This is a genomic window from Clostridium sp. JN-9 (genome assembly GCF_004103695.1).
Classification (GTDB): Bacteria; Bacillota; Clostridia; order Clostridiales; family Clostridiaceae; genus JN-9.
Genome location: NZ_CP035280.1, coordinates 1,388,201 through 1,408,463 on the forward strand (window position 1 = coordinate 1,388,201; position 20,263 = coordinate 1,408,463).

Consider the following 20,263-nt stretch of genomic DNA (forward strand, 5'->3'; position numbering starts at 1 on the left):
AGGAGAACTAAAATGAGCAAGCTATCAGCAAAGGTGAAGAACTTAATTGAAAAATTTAAAAGTAAAAGCAGTAAGTTTAAGATAGCTGTCAGTGCAGTTGCAGTACTAACTTTAGCTGGATTAATCGTTTTAGGGGTATCTTTAAGCAAGCCTAAATATGATGTTCTCTTTTCCAATATGGATCCAAAGGACTCCGGAGCAGTTATTCAAAGCTTAAAAGATAATAAGGTAAACTACAAAGTAAGCGGTAATTCTATTTTAGTACCAAAAGACCAGGTTGATTCACTGAGAATGCAGTTATTATCTTCTGTGCCTATGACAAATGGAAGCCAGGGATTTGAATTAATGGATAAAAGCCAGTTTGGACAAACAGATGCTCAAATGCAGATAAATTATCAAAGAGCTCTGCAGGGAGAACTGGAAAGAACCATTAAAGGATTTGATGCTGTAGAAAGCGCCAGAGTACATTTAGTAATGCCTCAGGATTCAGCATTTGTAAAGGATAATAAACCTGGGTCAGCATCTGTAACAGTTAAATTAAAACCTGGAAATAAACTTACAAGTGAACAGGTAAAAGCAATTATGGCTTTGGTATCGGGCAGTGTAAAAAATATTCCAATGGCAAATGTACAGGTTATTGATGATAATTTAACATTGCTTTCCAAGGATGTGGAGGTAGATTCTAAAAAAGATGAAGCAGCATCAGTGGAAAAACAGCAGGATTTAAAAGATGATTATGAAAAAAAGCTTGAAAAAAAGGTAACGGACATGCTTGAAGCCGTATATGGCAAAGATAAAGTAAAGGTAAAAATTAATGCAGACTTAAATTTTGATGCACAGCAGACAGATACAACTACATATGATCCGAAAACTGTAATAGTGAGCCAGCATACTGTTAAAGATTCCGGCAATGGAGGCAGTACAGCAAATACTGCAAGCCCAGTGGATAATAATATGGTTAACAATACAACCACTACTACAAATAATAATGGATCAGTAAATACCCATGATGAAACTACTACAAATTATGATGTTTCCAAGGTGGAAGACAAGACAATAAAAGCTCCAGGCCAGGTTAAAAGACTTACAACATCAGTTGTTCTGGATGGAAACCTGGATGCTCAGACAAAAAATGCAGTTAATAATCTGGTGGTTTCAGCTGTAGGATTTGATACCAACAGAGGGGATTCCATATCAGTTGAAGGACTTCCTTTCGATACAACATTAAAGGATAATGCTAAAAAGGATCTGGATGCAATGAATAAAGCAATTGATCAGGCAAATAAAATGAAGCTTTATACTGGAATTGGTGCGGGTATATTAGCATTAGCATTGATAATTGGCGGAATTGTATTATTCCTAAGAAAGAAGAAGAAAGAAACAGAAGCAGAGGAAGAGGAAGATTTGATTCAGCCTAAGGGCATTGATGCATTAATTGATGATAATACTAAGGAAGAGCCTAAGCAGCCGCAGTTTAAACCAATAGATTTTGAAGCTGATAATGAAAAGGTTCATGTGGAAAATGAAATAAGAAAATATGCTAAGGAAAAACCAGATCAGGTTGCAGAAGTTATTAAATCTTGGATAGCTGAAGATGAGAGGTGATAAATGTGGCTAAGGAAACGGAAAAACTTACTGGTGTGCAAAAGGCTGCAATTTTATTTATTACTTTAGGTCCTGAGGCTTCGGCTAATGTAATTAAAAAATTACCTGAAAATGAAATACAGAAAATTACCTATGAAATTGCAAATATTACATCAGTAAAGTCAGATGAGAAGGAAAGTATACTTCAGGAATTTATGCAGATGAATAAGGCAAAGGACTATATTATTGAAGGCGGGATGGAATATGCCAGGAATATTTTGTCTAAGGCTTTAGGAAGCCAGAGAGCCATGGAGATACTTGAAAAGGTATCAGAAGCAACTCAGCAGTTCAGGCCCTTTGCCATAGCAAGAAAGGCAGATGCTCATCAGCTTTTAAATATTATTCAGGATGAGCACCCACAGACAATAGCTCTTATATTGTGTTATCTTCAGCCAGACAAAGCTGCTCAGATAATGTCAGCCTTACCTGAGGAGGTTCAGACTGAGGTTGCGTATAGAATTGCCTCTATGAGCACAACCTCTCCTGTAGTTGTAAAGGAAATTGAAAAGGTACTGGACAGTAAACTTTCAACAGTAGTGAGATCTGACATGAAGGTAATAGGCGGAGTTCCAACTCTTGTAAATATCTTAAACCAGGTTGACAGAACCACAGAGAAAAATATTACAGAGGGATTGGAAAAGGAAGATGCAGATATGGCAGAAAAAATCAAAGAGTCCATGTTTGTATTCGAGGATATTATTACTCTTGACGATGTATCTATTCAAAGAGTACTTAGAGAAGTTGAAAATAAAGAACTGGCACTGGCACTTAAGGGCTGCAGTGAAGAAGTGGCAGATTGTATTTACAGGAATCAGTCCAAGAGAGCTGCTGCTGCATTAAAAGAAGATATGGAATTCTTAGGACCTGTAAGACTTATGGATGTAGAAAAGGCTCAGCAGAAAATCGTAGGAATTATAAGAAGATTAGACGAAGCAGGAGAGATTGTAATATCAAGAGGTGGAGAAGATGCAATCATCATCTAGTGTAATTAAGGACAGCAATGTACTTCATCATGGAGAAAGAAAAATAAATACAAAATATGAAGCTAAAAATGATAATTCCTATATTGAAAATCTGGATGAGGATGTTAAACAGTCCATGGATAGCTATGAAAGCATAGCTAAAGGTTTAATTGATAATGGAAGAAAAAAAGCAGATGTTGTTATACAAAATGCCTTTCAGCAGGCTGAGGAAATCAAAAAGGATGCATATCAGAAAGCATATTATGAAGGAAAAGAAAAAGGTTTTAATGAAGCATATGAGGAAGGCTATAAAAAAAATATAGAAAAAGCACGAATTCAGGCTGAAACTATAATTAATAAGGCCAAAGAAAACAGCAATAGTATGATTACCAGTGCAAAAGAAGAATATTTAAAATATATAAAGGACAAAGAACTTGAAATAAAAAATTTAATCATTACTGTTGTAGAAAGTGTTTTAAAGAGAGAAGCCAAGGATCCAAAAGCACTGGATGAAGCTGTTTTTCAGGCTTTAGGTGTAATAAAAAATACAAGTACCTATATAATTAAGACTAATTCTACTTATTATGAAAGTTTAAAAGATAAAATCCAGTTCTGGAAGGAACAGCTTCCCTTTAAGGGAGATATATTTGTTGTACTTGATAATACTATAAAGGAAGGTACTGCTGAAATACAAAGGGATAATGGGAAAATAACAGTAAGTATTGATTATTCCTTAGAGAAAGTAAAAGAGGCAATCTTTAACAGGTGATAATATGTTTTCTTTAGATTTTGAAAAAATGGCTGCTAGAATTAAAAGTACAAATTTTAATTATATTGAAGGCTCTGTTAAAAAAGTTATAGGATTAACCATTGAAGTTGAGGGTATTAAATCCTTTGTAGGGGAAGTATGCACCATATATAATGAAAAGGGCACTCCTATTTATTGTGAAGTTGTAGGCTTTAAAGAAAACAATGTAATACTTATGCCCCTTGGAGAATTAAGTGGTATCTCTCCAGGCTGCAGAGTTGTGCCAAGCGGCAGTCTTTTAAGTGTAAAATGCTCCGATGAATTATTTGGAAAGGTACTTGATGGACTTGGAAGACCTTTGGAAAGTGAAGAAGTAAAACATGGCACTATGTATCCCTTAGAAGCAGAGCCACCTAATCCTTTAAAAAGACGAAGAATTAAAAATGTAATTCCAACAGGTATAAGAGCAATTGATGGCTTTTTAACCTGCGGGGAAGGGCAGAGAATTGGCATATTTGCAGGAAGCGGCGTTGGTAAAAGTACAACTCTTGGCATGATTGCAAGATATGCAGAGGCAGATGTAAATGTAATAGCACTTATTGGAGAAAGAGGCAGAGAAGTTCTGGATTTCATTGAAAAGGACCTTGGGCCTGAAGGATTAAAGAAATCAATAATTGTATGTGCAACTTCTGATAAACCAGCATTAGTAAGGCTTAAAGGTGCATTTACAGCCACAGCTATAGCAGAATATTTCAGAGATCAAGGCAAAAAGGTAATTCTTATGATGGATTCAGTTACAAGATTTGCCATGGCTCAGAGAGAAGTAGGGCTGGCTATAGGAGAACCTCCTGCTACAAAGGGATATACTCCATCAGTTTTTGCAATGCTTCCTAAATTAATGGAAAGATCAGGTATGTCGGACAAAGGTTCCATAACAGCATTTTATACAGTACTTGTAGATGGTGATGACTTTAATGAACCAATAGCTGATGCTGTGAGAGGTATATTGGATGGACATATTGTGCTTTCCAGAGCATTGGCAGCTAAAAATCACTATCCTGCCATAGATGTTTTAAATTCCATAAGCAGACTTATGAATGAAGTAACAGATAGTGACCATAAAAAAGCAGCTGGATTATGCAGAGATCTGCTGTCAGCTTATAAAGATGCTGAGGACTTAATAAATATAGGTGCATATGTTAAGGGAAGCAACAAGAGAACTGATATGGCTATTAAATATATAAATTCCATTAATGCATATTTAAAGCAGGGAGTAAATGAAAGTACAAAGTTTGAAGATTCTGTTGAAATGTTAAAGGGCATATATGCAAATTAAAGGAGATTACTATTTTGGAACAATATAATTTCAGGCTTCAAAAACTTTTAGATATTAGAATAGATTCTGAAGAAAAAAGTAAAAATGAATTTAATTTAGCACAAATTGAAAAGCAAAAGGTAGAAGAAAAGCTTAATTCCCTAAAAGAAAATTATGATAAATATAAATCTTTAAACAGGAATGAAAGTGTTTTTTATCAAAAGATAAAGCACAATTATTTAAATGCTCTAAGTCACAATATTAAAGAAACTAACAGTGAAGTAGAGAAAAAGACCAAAGTAGTTGAAGAAAAAAGAGATAATCTTAAGAAGAAACAGGTTGAGAGAAAAACTGTAGAAACATTAAAGGAAAAAGGTAAAACAGCTTTCATTAAAGAGCTGAATTTAAAGGAACAAAAACAAAATGATGAATTTGCTCTTTATGGATATATAAGAAACCATGGAAGGAGGTGAAAAAATGGAGATAAGCGTAATAAGCAATGCAAATGCTGTCAAAAATCAATATCAGCAAGATACAAACACTGTTAATAACAGCAGCAGCAGCTTTAAAAATACACTAAATAAGTTGTTTTCATCAAATTCTTCTTCAAAAACAGAAAAGGCTGCAGAAAATAATCAAAAAAATTTAAAAACAGATAATTCAATTCAGGATAATAGCAGCATAAAGGTCATTTTATCCAAAAACAGCTCAGCTGATGACAAAATAAAGAATGCAATATTAGATGCAGCTAAGGCACTTGGATTTAGTGAATTAGATCTGGCTAAAATAAAGAAATTACTTGAAGACAACACAAACATTGTACAGTTACTTTTAATGTTTACCCAGAATACAAATGCAAATATTAACTTGGAACAGCTTTTAGGTAAAAGCGGCATGGAAGATGTTTTAAAAGAAGTTGATAATGTGCTGGGTTCAAAGCTGAGCAGTACTGATATGCCAAAATTAAAGGAAAAAATAAGTTCAGAATTATCCAATTTAAATTTAAATCAGCCTTTTAATACAGAAAGCACAAAACCTGATAATCCCATTGAGCCATTAATAAAAAAAGCTGTTAATGATTTAAATTTAAAAGTTTCAAATGATGATTTGAAAAATTTAAGCAGTAGAATTGAAAGCAGAATTGAAAACAATATAGTAAACATTATAAGTAAAAATGTAAATAACATTAGTACACTTAATGTTACATCCAGTGATAGCAGTAAAGACATTATTAAAAACTATTTAATTAAACTCTTGAACACTGCAGATACTAAAAATGAGAGTACAGAAGCTGTAGATGTAAACACAAATTTAATTCAGTTAAATGATAAAACTCAAAAGGAAAATGCTAATTTAATATTAAACTCCAGTGAAACAAAGCAGCAGAACACATCAGATAAAAGCAGCAAGGATGAAATCTTCTTAAGTAATTTAGCAGGTAATGACAGCAAAAGCAGCAGTACAAATTTTACAAGAGTTACTAATTTAATAAATCAGCTTACAAATACAAACTCAGTTAATGGCACTGAAACTACCCAAAATGCCAATCCTGTATTAAATGCAAATAATATTCAGGAGGACTTTATTCAAACTCTAAAGTTTATGAATACAAATGAACTGCAGCAGCTTACAGTTAAAGTAGTGCCTAAGGAACTTGGAGAAGTAGTAATAAATTTAACTCTTCAGGAAGGAAACTTTAAAGCCAATATAACAGCTGCCAATAAAGATGCTTATAATTTACTAAATGCAAATCTGCAGGATATAAATAGTAAGCTTCAAAATGAAAACATTAAAATACAAAATCTTACATTGAATGTTTACAATGAAGATACCACATTCTTTAAGGATGGATCACATAATCAGAAGCAGCATGAAAACAACCATAAAGGTTCACATGTGCAGAATATAAATATTGATGAAGATCAAGCTTCACTAAATAGTAATTTAATGGAAGAGAACAATAATGTAAATTTATTTGCTTAGAAAGGAGGAACAATAGTGGCAGATTCAAATACAATTTCAAATTTTAACAATATGGCTACAGTAAAATCCGTAGGACTTTCAAGTGCCACAGAAAATGGTACAAAAATAGTTAAGCAGAGTAATGGCATGGACAAGAATGCATTCTTAAAAATTTTAGTAGCAGAATTATCTAATCAGGATCCAACACAGGCAAAAGATTCTACTGAATATGTAGCTCAGCTGGCACAGTTTTCATCACTGGAGCAAATGGCAAATTTAAATACCACCATGAGCTTTAACGCAGCATCAAATATGGTAGGAAAAACTGTGGGCCTGGATATTGCAGCAAGCGATGGGAATCTATTAAGCGGGGTTGTTAAAAATGCAGTGAGATCAGGAGATAATATTAAGCTTACAGTAGAAACAAGAGATGGAGAGACCCAGGTTGCCTTAAGCGATGTTTTAGGTGTGCAGAATACAAACAATACCGATATTGGAAGTGCAGTAAATCTAATAGGAAAAAATATAAGAATTTATAGTAATGATGGTACTAATACCATTTACAATGGATCAGTAAAATCAGTGTCAAATTATGATGATGGAATAGCTTTAAAGATAGCTGTAAATAATACAGAAATTGATACACCATTAACTATAGTTTCAGGTAAATCTGATAAAAATGATCCTTCTGCCAAAGGCACATATACCGGAACTTCTGATAAATCAATGCAGATAAGATATAATAACAAAAGAAACAGCTATGAATATAAATATGCTGACAGTACTGACTGGAACAGTGTTAGTGGTAACAGCTTCACAGCAGATGGAATAAATTATTCATTACCGAGATTAAGCCCAATGGAAGATTGTTTATGGGGTATAAATTTGAAAGTTCCTTCAAAAACCCAGGAAACAAAGGAACTACCATTATCCAATGTAGTTGAAGTTTTAGGTTAAGAGAACTAGTTATGGGATTCAGAGTAATTAATGGAAAGATATATCCTGTAAATCAAATAAGTGACTTAACTCCAAAGGGTAATGAAAAAAACAATACAAGTAAAATAAGCTTTCAGGATACTTTAAATAAAGCACAAAAAAAGGACAATAAACAGTTTGTCATATCGAATCATGCTGCAGAAAGGCTTAAAAACAGAAACATAAGCTTTAACGAAGCAGATATGAACAAAATAAACGAGGGTATTAACAAAGCTAATGAAAAGGGTGCTAATGATTGTCTTATATTATATAAGGATGTAGCCTTAGTCACATCCATAAAAAACAGGACCATCATTACAGCAGTAGACAGTAAATCCTCAAAGGATAATGTATTTACAAATATTGATAGTGTAGTTTTATTATAGGCTGGACCTCTATGAGGAAGCCTTACCTGCGGATTGATAGAAGCAGGCTTACATTAAACAATAAAATAACGGAGGTTAAAAATATGTTAAGATCAATGTCATCAGCCATAACAGGCTTAACTTTAAATCAAACAGCATTGGATGTTATAGGAAATAATATAGCAAACATGGGCACAACAGGTTATAAAGCACAAACATTAACATTTTCAGACAGCTTAAGTCAAAGCATGAGAGACCCCAATGCACCCAGCCCAACATATGGAGGAAGCAACGGCATCCAAATAGGTCTAGGTGCTGGTATAGCAGGAGTTAACACTCTTCTAACTCAAGGAAACTTTCAGCCTACATCAAGAAACCTAGACAATGCCATTGATGGAGATGGATACTTTATAGTAGGGGAAGGTCCAACAATGTTTGCGCCTGGAGATGGAATTACAGTGGATGCAAATCATAAATTTACTGATAACGGTAATCCAAGTCATGAAGATATTCAATATACCAGAGATGGATCATTTAATTTAGATCAGGATGGCAATTTAGTTACAGCTTCTGGCCTGAGAGTTCTAGGCTATTCTATGTTAGACAAAAAGGCTGGAGCAGCGTCCAGTATTTCAAACAATGGAACAATAAATTTTGTTAATGCCAATTCGTCTGCAGGAATTAAAGCAGTTTCTGGTACCCTCAGAACATTAAGAATTCCTCAGGTAATACAAGAAAATGGAAAAGATGAAAAAGTTAAGAATTTTTCAATTGATAAATCAGGAGTAATAATGGCTGTTCTAGATGATGGTAATACATCCGCTGTTGGGCAGATTGCTATGGCATCTTTTGCAAATCCTGCAGGACTTGTAAAGCTTGGCAATAATGTTGTACAATCTTCACCAGATTCAGGAGCACCAATTATAAGAAGTGGATATAAAGATGATAACGATAATTCTAAAGGCTTTGGCAGTATTCAAAATGGTGTCCTGGAAATGTCCAATGTGGATATAGCAGAGCAGTTTACAAAGATGATAGAAGCTACAAGGTCATTTCAGGCAAATGGCAAAATGATTACCACTGGAGACGAGATTCTACAAGACTTAGTAAATTTAAAGAGGTAACTCTTTAAATTTACAAATAACAAAGATTAAAGAACAAAGAACTTAATCTAAATAACAAAGATTAAAGAACAAAGAACTTAATCTAAATAACAAAGAATAAAGAACAAAGAATAAATAATGTAGTTTTTCTTACAGAAAAACTTAAAATCAAATTTGGTTGAATGAATCATGAGTTTTAAGAATCAAATATGATTTCAATTATAGTTTGATATGTGGCTTTAAAAAGGGATTTGAAAAATCCTAAGCCGGCAGGCTGCCAACAAGTATAAAAATGTAAACTAACAAATATCGGCAATAAAAAATAAATTTAAAGAATAAAGAACTTAATTTAAAGAGCAAAGAACTAAATCTAAATAACAAAGAATAAAGAACAAAGAACAAAGAATAAATAATGTAGTTTTTCTTTACAGAAAAACTTAAAACTCAATTGATTGAGTGAATCATGAGTTTTAATAACAAAGATGATTGCAATTATAGTGTGCTAGGTGATTCCAAAAAGGGATTTGAAAAATCCCAAGCCGTCAGGCTGCCCACTATTATATAAACGCAAACTAATAAATATCGATAACAAAAAATAAATTATAAGTTTTGCCCCTAAAGGCAAAACATCCATAACTCTTAACTCTTAACTTTTAACTTTTATCTCTTACCTCTTACCTCTTAGTTCTTAGTTCTTAGCTCTTAGTTCTTACTTCTTAGTTTAATTTATTCTTTAATCTTTAAATTAAAAAAGGGAGGGCTGTTAATTGATAAGGCTAACGGGACTAAATCATAAAGAATTTATATTAAACGCTGATCATATTGAAAAACTGGAGGAGGTTCCTGAAAGTTTAATAACCCTTACTAATGGTAAGAAGTATTTAGTAGAGGACACTATAGATGAAATATTATCTAAAGTATACATATATAAGAAGAAGATTTTTACTTTTGGTTATGTGGAGGACAAAAGGCAATGAAAAATAGGGACTTATTAACGGGGATAGGTATTTTTGCAGGTTTTATGACTATTATTTTAGGAATCTTAGGAGGAGGCACCCTGAGAATGTTTTGGGATCTGCCTTCTGTGATTATCACTATTGGAGGATCATTCTGCTCTTTACTTGTTAATTATTCATTTAGAGACATAAAAAAATTATTTAAGGTTGTTGTTCAGTCTTTCAAAGAGGTTCAGCTGGACAGCATTGAGATAATAAATCAATTTATTGAAATATCTAAAAAGGCAAGAAGAGAAGGACTTTTATCATTAGAAGATAAAATTTCAGAAATAGATGATGATTTCTTTAAAAAGGGACTCCAAATGGTGGTAGATGGACTGGAACCTGAAACTATAAGTGATATATTGGAGCTTGAAATTTCCGAAATGGAAAGAAGACATAAACTTGGTTCAGATATGCTGAGGGCATGGGGAGGTTATGCACCGGCTTTTGGTATGATAGGAACACTTATAGGTTTAATTCAGATGCTGGCTAATTTAACTGATTCAAGTAAAATAGCATCAGGCATGGCTGTAGCATTAATAACCACATTTTATGGAGCAGTTTTAGCCAATGTACTGCTGAATCCTATGGCACAAAATTTAGTTATAAAAAGCGAAAATGAGGCCGAGGTCAGGGATATGATGATTGAAGGCATTCTTTCAATTCAGTCCGGAGTAAATCCAAGAATACTGGAGGATAAATTGATCTGTTATTTATCAAAGGAAGATAGAATAAAATACAGCCAGGCTAAAACAGTTTCAAGCGGGGTGGCAGAAAATGTCTAGAAGAAAAAGGAAAAAGAAGGAGGATACAGGTCTTACCGGGAATGAGTGGCTTGCTACTTTTTCTGATACTATGACCTTACTCTTAACTTTTTTCATATTATTATATTCATTTTCTAATTTAGATGCACAAAAGTTTAAAAAGATGGCCTCTGCTTTTCAAAGTGTGCTAACCGGAAGTGCCGGGAATACTGTTATGGATTTTAATATGAAAGATGGTAATGTACCTCTTGCAGGTGAAACAGATAAACTTGATTCATACAACGGTAACGATTCACAGGAACTATATAATAATGTTAAAAGTTTTATAGATAAAAATGATCTTAAGGATACAGTAGAAATTAAAAAAGATTCAAGAGGAGTCATTATACAGTTAAGAGACAGTGTATTATTTGAAACCGGTAAGGCAGATATTAAGAAAAATTCACTGCCTATACTGGAGAAGCTAAGTAAATTAATTGCTTCAGTACCAAACAACAGCATTGTAGTTGAAGGGCATACGGATAATGTACCAATCAGTAATTATAAATATGAAACAAATTGGGAGTTGTCTACTGCAAGAGCCTCTTCTGTATTAAGATATTTTGTAGAAACTAAAAAAATGGCACCAGCAAGATTTACCGCTGCCGGATATGGAGAATATAAGCCTATAGCACCAAATGATACAGATGAAAACAGGGCAAAAAATAGAAGGGTGAATATCGTGGTAGTGGCAAATGAAACGAAAACCAAGGAGGCAACAAAAAAATGAGCGAAGAAAAAAAAGAAAAAAAAAGCGGAGGTATTAAAGTTATTCTCATAGTGATTCTTATAATTATTGCTGTAGGAGGAGGAGCTTTTGCAGGTTATTATTTCTATTCAAAATCAAATAGCAGTAAGCCCAAGGCAAATACACTTCCAGTACAACCTGCTGCAAATACTGCAAATGTGGCAACTTCAGTGGTATCACAAAGAACATACAGTGCAGATGATTTTCTTGTGAATCTGGCAGATGAGGATGGAAAAAAATATCTTAAGGTTAAGGTTTATTTAGGATATGAAAATAAGAAAATGGATAAAGAACTGGATGCAAAAAAGCCAATAATAAGAGACACCATAAATAGTGTTTTAAGAGTTAAAAAGTCCACAGACTTTACTGCTAAGGGAACAGAGGATATGAAGAGGGAAATACTTCAAAAATTAAATCCTATATTTACAAATGGACAGCTTGACAACATTTATTTCTACGATATTGTGGTGCAATACTAAAAATCACAGCATTTAAGAAGGGAATTGGATAATGGAATTTTGGAGCATGCTTTTAAAGATACTTGTTTTTTTACCCTTTATTATACTGCTGATTTATCTTTCCATAAAATTTGGGGGAAGTAAACTGCAGCATATACAAAATGGAAAATATATTAAGATATTAGAAAGAGTTCCTATTGCAAAGGACAGCAATCTTATAGTTGTAAAAATAGGAGATTCAGGTTATGTGCTTTCTGCCACAGCAAACAAAGTGGAAATTTTAAAAACTATTCCAAAGGAAGATCTGGACAAGCTACAGCAGAATAATTCTATACCACAGTTCAGTTCCTTTAAGGAATTTTGTGAAAACACAGGCCTTAATAAGTGGTCATTATCCAATTTAATTAAGAAGCGTAAACAACAGTAGATATATAGAAAAGGAAGAAATATAAATATGAAAAAAGGCAAGATATTAATATTCTTTATGGCTTTTGCTGCAGTAATGCTTTTTTCTTTTAAAGTAGTTCACGCAGCTCCTGCAGCAATGCCTATACCTAAAATAAATATATCAACAGATACACCAAACTCTCCAGCAGAATATGTGGACAACATAAAACTCTTACTAATGCTGACAGTGCTTACATTACTTCCATCTTTTCTAATAATGATGACAAGCTTTGTGAGAATTGTAGTGGTTTTTGGATTTTTAAGGTCTTCACTTGGAACTCAGCAGTCACCGCCAAATCAGGTTCTCATTGGACTTGCACTGTTTTTAACATTTTTTATTATGGCTCCTGTGGGGAAAGAAATCAATACAAAAGCAGTTCAGCCATATTTACAAAATAAAATTACACAGTCCCAGGCTATAGAAGAAGGGGCAAAACCATTAAGAAAATTTATGCTTAAGCAGACAAGGACGAAGGATTTAAAGCTTTTCATGGACGAGGCCAAGCTTGGCAGTGATATTACAAAGGATAATGTACCTTTATATGTAGTAGTTCCAGCATTTGCTATAAGTGAACTTAAAACTGCTTTTCAAATAGGCTTTTTATTATTTATCCCATTTATGATAATAGATTTAGTAGTTTCCAGTGTGCTTATGTCAATGGGAATGTTTATGCTTCCTCCGACTTTAATTTCTCTTCCATTTAAATTATTGCTTTTTGTTATGGTAGATGGATGGTACTTACTGGTAAAGTCATTAATTTTAAGTTTTTCGTGAGGTATATAAATGAGTGAAAATTTAGTTATAGGAATTTTAAAAGATGCAATACAAACTGGATTAATGGTGGCAGGACCAATTTTAGCTGTGTCAATTGTAGTTGGATTGATTATAAGTATTTTTCAGGCCACAACTCAGATTCAGGAGCAGACTTTAACATTTGTGCCAAAGCTTATTGCAATAGCTTTAGTAGGAATAATTACAGGACCATGGATGCTGCATGAGGTAGTTAACTTTACAGAAAGAATTTTTGCACTTATCGCTAATATAACTCAATAACAAATACGCTGGTAATTAGGAGGGACATTGACTTGATTAATGTGGCATATTTTACTGCACTTATTTTCGTTTTTATAAGACTAACTGCTTTTTTTGTAACAGTTCCTGTTTTTTTCCCAAAGGGAACTCCAATTGCTGTTAAAACAGCTGTAGTTTTAGTTTTATCATATGCATTAATGCCAGGAGTATATACCAGCAATGTACCAGCTATAAATTCCATGGGACTATTTGTTACTTTTGCAATTAATGAAGTTATTACAGGGCTCACATTAGGCTTTATAACAAATTTATGTTTTAATTTTATAAGATTTGCAGGAAGCTTAATTGATCTTCAGATTGGATTTGGAATGATAACTATGTATGATCCAAACTCCAACAGTAATACAACACTTATGGAGCATTTAATGTACTGGATAGGTATTATCATATTTCTAACTATCGATGGTCATCATATGCTTATAAGACAGCTTATAGACAGCTTTAATTATGTACATATAGGAGGCTTTGTTTTATATCAGGATTCCATAAGGGAAATAGTAAAGGCATTTGCAGAATTTTTTGCAATAGGGATAAAAATAGCAATACCTATTGTACTTATTATACTTTTAACAGATTTAACTCTTGGATTGGTAGCCAGAGCAGTGCCTCAGTTAAATGTAATGATTTTAGGACTGCCAATAAAAATTGTAGTAGGACTAGCTGTATTTTCACTGGCTCTGCCTTTAATTATTAATTTAATAGTTAAATCCTTTACGTCTATGCCTGATGTATTTAAAAATTTTTATAAGACAATGCCTGTACTTCTCATATTTGCCACAGAGGGTAAAACAGAAGAGGCAACTCCGAGAAAAAAGAGTGATGCCAGAAAAAAAGCTCAGGTGGCTAAAAGTAAGGAAGTTGGTTTAGCCATGACACTGCTGGCTTCTACACTGGCTATTTCAATTTTAGGAGAATACTCCATTACTAGTCTTAAGGATACATTAACTGCATTTTTAGGAAACTATCTAAATACCACATTAGACTATGGCAGTGTTCTTAAAATAACATTACTTTCTATTTACAGAATAGCAGTTGTATTTCTTCCTATAGTGCTTCCAATAATGTTTATGGGCATTCTTGCAAACTTTGTGCAGACTGGCGTATTGTTCTCCAAAGATCCTATAAAGCCTGATTTTAAAAAGCTGAATCCAATTAATGGCTTTAAAAGAATGTTTTCTATAAGGAGCTTTGTGGAATTATTTAAAGATCTGGCAATGGTAGTTATAGTAGGCTATGTGGGATATACTTTCATAAGGGATAATTATGTAAATATCCTTACCATCAGTAATATGACTCCTGCAGGTATACTTAAGGAATTAGGAAAATTAATTGTAAGTATATTTACAAAGATAACCATAATAATGATGGCAATAGCTTTGGCAGATTATATTTTTCAAAGGTTTCAGTATAATAAGGATATGAAAATGACAAAACAGGAAGTTAAAGAGGAATATAAACAGGATGAAGGAGACCCTGAGATAAAAGGCAGAAGAAGACAGATTGCAAGACAGCTTGCCATGGGCAGAATGATGTCTCAGGTTCCTAAGGCTACAGTAGTTGTAACAAATCCAACTCATATTTCCATAGCTTTAAAATATGAAGAGGGAATGAGTGCCCCAAAGGTTGTAGCAAAGGGAGCAGATTACATAGCTTTAAAAATTAAGGAAAAGGCAAAAGAATTTGACATACCAATTGTAGAAAACAAGCCGCTGGCAAGAATGATTTTTGAAAAGGTTGAGCTGGATGATGAAATACCAGTGGATATGTATGAAGCAGTGGCAGAGATTTTAGCCGTAGTATATAAAATCAAAAAAAAGTAATGCATACGGTGTATATAGCAGAGAGGAGCAGTAAGCTTGGAAACCAGTAAACCTAAATTTAATATAAAAAATAATGTAGATGTAATAATGGCTTTTGTAGTTTTAGCTGTTGTATTCATGATAATAATTCCATTGCCAGCTAAACTTCTGGACGTGCTTATAGCATTAAATATAACAATTTCTGTGGTAATTATCCTTCTCACTATGTTTACCACAGAAGTACTTCAGTTTTCAGTATTTCCAACACTTTTATTAATTACCACATTGTTCAGGCTTGCCCTTAACATTTCCTCAACAAGACTGATACTTTTAGACGGGTATGCAGGGGAAGTTATTAATTCCTTTGGCAGCTTTGTTGTAGGAGGAAGTTATATTGTTGGTATTATTATATTTTTAATTATAATTATTATACAGTTTGTGGTTATTACTAATGGTGCAGGAAGAGTTGCAGAGGTTTCTGCAAGATTTACACTGGATGCTATGCCAGGTAAGCAGATGAGTATTGATGCTGATTTAAATGCAGGTCTTATTGATGAAATTCAGGCCAGGGAAAAAAGAAAAAAGCTTCAGGAGGAAGCTGACTTCTTTGGAGCTATGGATGGTGCTTCAAAGTTTGTAAAAGGCGATGCTATAGCTGGATTAATTATTACAGTAATTAATATTTTGGGAGGTATTATTATTGGAGTTGTTGTTCAGGGAAAAGACATAGCCACTGCAGCACAGACATATACCACATTAACTATTGGTGATGGTTTGGTAAGCCAGATACCTGCTCTGCTTATATCCACAGCTTCAGGTATACTTGTTACACGTTCAGGCAGTGGTGAAAACTTTGGAACTCTGGCAGCAAAACAGTTAACTTCTTTTCCAAAGGTTATTGCAATTGCTTCTGCTGCATTACTTTTTCTGGCAATTATACCGGGACTTCCACATACGGCATTCCTTATTTTAGCACTGGCAGCTGGGATTCTTGCCTATTCGCTGTATAAAGACGAGAAATCTAAAATTGTTCAAAATGAGGAACATGAGCAGGCTGCTATTACTGAAATTGAAAATAAAGAGCCTGAAAATGTAATGAATCTTATAAATGTTGAACCTATGGAGGTTGAAATAGGTTATGGATTAATACCCCTTGCTGATGAAGCTTCAGGAGGTGATCTGCTTCAGAGAATTACCTCTGTACGAAGACAAAGTGCCATTGAAATGGGTATTGTGGTTCAGCCTATAAGAATAAGGGATAACCTTCAGCTGAAGACTAATGAATATGTAATTAAAATAAGAGGAACTGTAGTGGCTAAGGGAGAACTTATGCCAAATATGCTTCTTTGCATGGATCCTACCAATGGCGATTATGAAATACAGGGAATAAAGGGAGTTGAGCCTGCCTTTGGACTTCCTGCTACATGGATTAACAAGGATCAGAGAGAAGATGCAGAAATCAAGGGATTAACAGTGGTGGATCCTACAACAGTAATGGTTACACATTTAACTGAAACCATTAAGAATCATGCTTATGAATTGCTTGGAAGACAGGAAACAAAGCTTATTATTGATTCAGTAAAGGAAAAATACAGTGCTGTAGTAGATGAGCTTATTCCTGATCTTATGACTATAGGTGAAATTCAAAAGGTACTTCAGAATTTATTAAGAGAAAGAGTCCCTATAAAGGATATGGTTACAATTCTGGAGTCACTTGCAGATAATTCAAGGATGACAAAGGATATAGAAATCCTTACAGAGTATGTGAGACTGGCACTTGGAAGAAGTATCACAAATCCATTTATTGATGAAAATGGTGCTATAAGTGTTGTAACTCTGGCTCCTAATATAGAAGAAATAATTGCAAAGAATATTCAAAAATCCATGCAGGGTTCATTCCCAGCAGTAGACCCTGATACTACAGAAAAAATATTAAATTCTCTAAAATCTACTATAGACAGTGTATATTTTTACGAAGACCAGCCTGTGGTACTGGTTTCTCCTAAAATAAGACCTGCATTTAGACGACTTATAGAAATGGTATTTCCAGGGGTTACAGTGCTTTCCCTAAATGAAATTCCAAATGATGTAGAAATAAGAACTGAGGGGGTTGTTACTATCTAATGATTATTAAGAAATACTTGGCTAAAGATATGAATGAAGCATTAAATAAAATACGCCAGGAATTAGGTAAAGAGGCTGTAATTGTTAGTCAGAGAAAGATTAAGCCCCCTGGCATGTTTGGAATATTCTCAAAAAAAGTAGTAGAAGTTACTGCTGCTGTGGACAAGATTAAAAGAAATGACAGCTATAAATATGAAAAACAGGATGTTTCTGAAAGCGTTGAGGCTCTTAAAAGATTAATAGGCAGCCAAAGATTTCAGGAGAAAAAAAATTTAGATGTTAAACCAGAAGTGGAAAAACCTGAAAGTGATATTCAGAATAATATCATTAAAGAAATGTCTGAAATGAAGCAGATGTTAAGCAATCTCACAGCTGTAAGCAATAATAAAGTAAGGCAGCAAAGCAGAGTTGAAAAAGTGCTTCTGGAAAATGACGTAAGAGATAATATTGTACAAGAAATAGTTAGTGAAATAAATGGCATGAAAGATGAAAGAGATGAATTTGAAAAGGCAAGGGAGGTACTGAGTAATTTTATTCAGGTTAATACTCCGAAAATTGCGGGCCCTGTGGTTTTAGTAGGTCCCACCGGTGTTGGAAAGACAACCACTATAGCAAAACTTGCAGGAAAATTAGCTCTCATTGAAAAGAAAAAAGTAGGTCTCATTACTATAGATACATATAGGATAGGTGCTGTGGAACAGTTAAAAACATATGCTGAGATAATGAATATTCCTTTTAAAGTTGTTATGACTATAAAGGAAATGGAATCTGCTGTAGAGGATATGAAGGGCTGCGATGTAATATTAATTGACACCACAGGCAGAAGCAGTAAAAATGTAATGCAGATTTCAGAGCTGAGGGCTTATATTGAAAAGATAAATAGTAATAATATTCATCTTGTTATAAGCTGCACTACCAAAGCTAAGGACATTGCCGATATAGTGAAGGGATATGGAATTTTAAATTATGAAAATGTAATAATCACAAAAATGGATGAAACATCTACCTATGGATCTATTCTAAATATTGTAAGCAGTGCAAAAAAACCAATAAGCTTTATTACTACTGGACAAAGTGTTCCCGACGATATTAAGACCTTGAGCAGTACTGAATTGACTAAACTCATATTAGGGGAGGACAGTATATGTTAGATCAGGCGCAAAGATTAAGACAGTTAGCAGCAGGAAGTGCAGCAGACAATGTGCATAAAGGCTGCAGCACACCTAAGATTATTACTGTTACTTCAGGCAAAGGCGGAGTTGGGAAAAGCAATTTTGTTGTGAATACAGCTATTACATTGTCGAAAATGGGCTATAAAGTCATGATATTTGATGCAGATATGGGCATGGGTAATGATGACATATTAATGGGTTTTTTGCCGAAATATAACGTTTATGATATAATATACAACAATAAAACCATAAGTGATGTAATAATTAATGGGCCCTTTGGTGTAAAACTTCTTCCTGGAGGTACTGGGCTTAATAAAATTGAGGAACTCACAGAGGATCAGAGAGATGGATTTATAAACAGCTTAACCTCTTTGAATAATCTGGATTACATATTTATGGATACAGGTGCAGGAATAAACAGAAGTGTGCTTGGTTTTATAGCATGCTGTGAAGAGCTTATAATTATTACAACTCCAGAACCAACATCATTAACTGATGCTTATAGCCTTTTAAAGGCAGTAGCCCATTTTAAGCTTAAAAATGCAGCTAAAGTTGTAGTTAACAGAGTTTTAGATAATAGTGAAGGATTAAGGACATTTGATAAATTTCACAATGCCTGCTGGAACTTTTTAAAGCTTAATTTAGAGTATTTAGGAAGTATTTCCGATGACAGGAAACTTGTTATGGCAGTGAGAGAGCAAAAACCATTTGTAATTTCACATCCTTATAGTGATGCAGCAAAGGATATAAAAATCATTGCAGATAAATTAATTGGAATTGAAAAAAGTGGGAACAGTTTTGGGGTACAAGGTTTATTTAAAAAGCTTTTTAGTATTTTTTCCTAGTAAATGAGGAGTGAGTAATTTGACCAGTAAAGCTGAGCTTAAGTTGAACAGCAAAATAGATGTAATTTATAAAGAGGAAGTTTATGTTAGCAATGTACAGGATATTGATTCTGAGAATATAGCTATAAGCATTCCGGTAAAGGAAGGAATGTATCTGCCACTGAGTTTAGGTGAAAGAGTTTCAGTTATTTTTTATGCAGATGGTGATGCTTATAAATTTAAAACTATAGTCACAGGTAGAAAGAGAGACAATATATATGTGATTTTACTAAAGTATCCATCAAATATTGTCAAAATTCAGAGAAGAAATTATGTAAGAATAGAAACCCTAATTGATGTAAACTGTACTTTAGCTGATGATACTAAAAAAACAGATATTTTTGATGCTGTAGTTACAGATATAAGCGGAGGAGGATTAAAAATTGTTACCAAAAAACATTTAAGAATGGGCAGTAATTTGATAATAAATCTTCCAATTAAAGAAGAAAATTTAGTTTTAAAGGGTAGAGTTGTGAGACATGAATTGAATGTGGACAAGAAACATGTGTGTGGAATTGCATTTAAGGATATGTTAAATGAAAATAGAGAAAAAATAATAAGGTATATTTTTGAACTTATGAGAGAGCAGAGAAAGAAAAACACTGATAAATTAGAATAAATAGATTTCAAAGTAAATCAGCTATGCAGCTTCTCAAAAAACTA

At 33.6% G+C, this 20,263-nt stretch carries 21 protein-coding genes; all 21 read left to right on the forward strand.

Features of this window, described 5'->3' with window-relative positions:
- Positions 1-12: 12 nt before the first annotated feature.
- The 21 genes from fliF to EQM05_RS06735 all read left to right on the forward strand — a co-directional run bounded on the left by fliF (position 13) and on the right by EQM05_RS06735 (position 20,219).
- A complete protein-coding gene (gene fliF / locus EQM05_RS06630) occupies positions 13-1,605 on the forward strand; it encodes a flagellar basal-body MS-ring/collar protein FliF (RefSeq protein ID WP_128749296.1) in 1,593 nt (530 codons plus the stop codon).
- A 5-nt stretch (positions 1,606-1,610) separates the two neighbouring features.
- Complete coding sequence (gene fliG / locus EQM05_RS06635) at positions 1,611-2,627, forward strand: flagellar motor switch protein FliG (RefSeq protein ID WP_128749297.1); 1,017 nt, start codon at positions 1,611-1,613, stop codon at positions 2,625-2,627.
- Positions 2,602-3,375, forward strand: a complete 774-nt coding sequence (locus EQM05_RS06640; RefSeq protein WP_205694181.1) for a flagellar assembly protein FliH — start codon at positions 2,602-2,604, stop codon at positions 3,373-3,375. Before fliG ends, EQM05_RS06640 begins: the two co-directional genes overlap by 26 nt.
- A gap of 4 nt (positions 3,376-3,379) precedes the next feature.
- Positions 3,380-4,690, forward strand: coding sequence for a flagellar protein export ATPase FliI (gene fliI / locus EQM05_RS06645; protein ID WP_128749299.1), 1,311 nt, complete (start codon positions 3,380-3,382; stop codon positions 4,688-4,690).
- Between the two features lie 14 nt (positions 4,691-4,704).
- Positions 4,705-5,142 carry a flagellar export protein FliJ gene (gene fliJ, locus EQM05_RS06650; protein WP_128749300.1) on the forward strand — a complete coding sequence of 146 codons (438 nt, stop codon included), beginning with the start codon at positions 4,705-4,707 and terminating at the stop codon, positions 5,140-5,142.
- 4 nt (positions 5,143-5,146) lie between these two features.
- On the forward strand, positions 5,147-6,652 hold the full coding sequence (locus EQM05_RS06655; RefSeq protein ID WP_164917226.1) for a flagellar hook-length control protein FliK: 1,506 nt from the start codon (positions 5,147-5,149) through the stop codon (positions 6,650-6,652).
- 15 nt (positions 6,653-6,667) lie between these two features.
- Positions 6,668-7,588 carry a flagellar hook capping FlgD N-terminal domain-containing protein gene (locus EQM05_RS06660; protein ID WP_243108141.1) on the forward strand — a complete coding sequence of 307 codons (921 nt, stop codon included), beginning with the start codon at positions 6,668-6,670 and terminating at the stop codon, positions 7,586-7,588.
- Positions 7,589-7,599: 11 nt separating this feature from the next.
- On the forward strand, positions 7,600-7,992 hold the full coding sequence (locus EQM05_RS06665) for a TIGR02530 family flagellar biosynthesis protein (protein WP_128749302.1): 393 nt from the start codon (positions 7,600-7,602) through the stop codon (positions 7,990-7,992).
- Positions 7,993-8,075: 83 nt separating this feature from the next.
- The gene (locus tag EQM05_RS06670; RefSeq protein WP_128749303.1) at positions 8,076-9,095 is read left to right on the forward strand and encodes a flagellar hook-basal body complex protein; all 1,020 of its coding nucleotides are present in this window, start codon (positions 8,076-8,078) and stop codon (positions 9,093-9,095) included.
- 746 nt (positions 9,096-9,841) lie between these two features.
- On the forward strand, positions 9,842-10,051 hold the full coding sequence (locus EQM05_RS06680) for a flagellar FlbD family protein (protein WP_128749304.1): 210 nt from the start codon (positions 9,842-9,844) through the stop codon (positions 10,049-10,051).
- Positions 10,048-10,857 carry a MotA/TolQ/ExbB proton channel family protein gene (locus EQM05_RS06685; RefSeq protein WP_128749305.1) on the forward strand — a complete coding sequence of 270 codons (810 nt, stop codon included), beginning with the start codon at positions 10,048-10,050 and terminating at the stop codon, positions 10,855-10,857. The genes EQM05_RS06680 and EQM05_RS06685 overlap by 4 nt, the downstream gene beginning before the upstream one ends.
- Positions 10,850-11,605: an OmpA family protein gene (locus EQM05_RS06690; RefSeq protein WP_128749306.1), complete on the forward strand. Its 756-nt coding sequence runs from the start codon at positions 10,850-10,852 to the stop codon at positions 11,603-11,605. The genes EQM05_RS06685 and EQM05_RS06690 overlap by 8 nt, the downstream gene beginning before the upstream one ends.
- Positions 11,602-12,102 (forward strand): flagellar basal body-associated FliL family protein, encoded by a 501-nt coding sequence (locus EQM05_RS06695; protein ID WP_128749307.1) that lies wholly within the window; start codon positions 11,602-11,604, stop codon positions 12,100-12,102. Before EQM05_RS06690 ends, EQM05_RS06695 begins: the two co-directional genes overlap by 4 nt.
- A gap of 31 nt (positions 12,103-12,133) precedes the next feature.
- Positions 12,134-12,508, forward strand: coding sequence for a flagellar biosynthetic protein FliO (gene fliO, locus EQM05_RS06700; protein ID WP_128749308.1), 375 nt, complete (start codon positions 12,134-12,136; stop codon positions 12,506-12,508).
- Positions 12,509-12,565: 57 nt separating this feature from the next.
- Entirely contained in the window at positions 12,566-13,303 is a 738-nt protein-coding gene (gene fliP / locus EQM05_RS06705) for a flagellar type III secretion system pore protein FliP (RefSeq protein ID WP_279222134.1), read from the forward strand.
- Positions 13,304-13,312: 9 nt separating this feature from the next.
- The gene (gene fliQ / locus EQM05_RS06710; protein ID WP_128749310.1) at positions 13,313-13,582 is read left to right on the forward strand and encodes a flagellar biosynthesis protein FliQ; all 270 of its coding nucleotides are present in this window, start codon (positions 13,313-13,315) and stop codon (positions 13,580-13,582) included.
- A gap of 32 nt (positions 13,583-13,614) precedes the next feature.
- Entirely contained in the window at positions 13,615-15,441 is a 1,827-nt protein-coding gene (locus EQM05_RS06715; protein ID WP_128749311.1) for a fused FliR family export protein/FlhB family type III secretion system protein, read from the forward strand.
- 36 nt (positions 15,442-15,477) lie between these two features.
- Entirely contained in the window at positions 15,478-17,544 is a 2,067-nt protein-coding gene (flhA, locus tag EQM05_RS06720; protein WP_128749312.1) for a flagellar biosynthesis protein FlhA, read from the forward strand.
- Entirely contained in the window at positions 17,544-18,695 is a 1,152-nt protein-coding gene (flhF, locus tag EQM05_RS06725; RefSeq protein WP_128749313.1) for a flagellar biosynthesis protein FlhF, read from the forward strand. Before flhA ends, flhF begins: the two co-directional genes overlap by 1 nt.
- On the forward strand, positions 18,689-19,561 hold the full coding sequence (locus EQM05_RS06730) for a MinD/ParA family protein (RefSeq protein ID WP_128749314.1): 873 nt from the start codon (positions 18,689-18,691) through the stop codon (positions 19,559-19,561). Before flhF ends, EQM05_RS06730 begins: the two co-directional genes overlap by 7 nt.
- A gap of 19 nt (positions 19,562-19,580) precedes the next feature.
- The gene (locus EQM05_RS06735; protein ID WP_164917227.1) at positions 19,581-20,219 is read left to right on the forward strand and encodes a flagellar brake domain-containing protein; all 639 of its coding nucleotides are present in this window, start codon (positions 19,581-19,583) and stop codon (positions 20,217-20,219) included.
- The last annotated feature ends 44 nt before the right edge of the window (positions 20,220-20,263 follow it).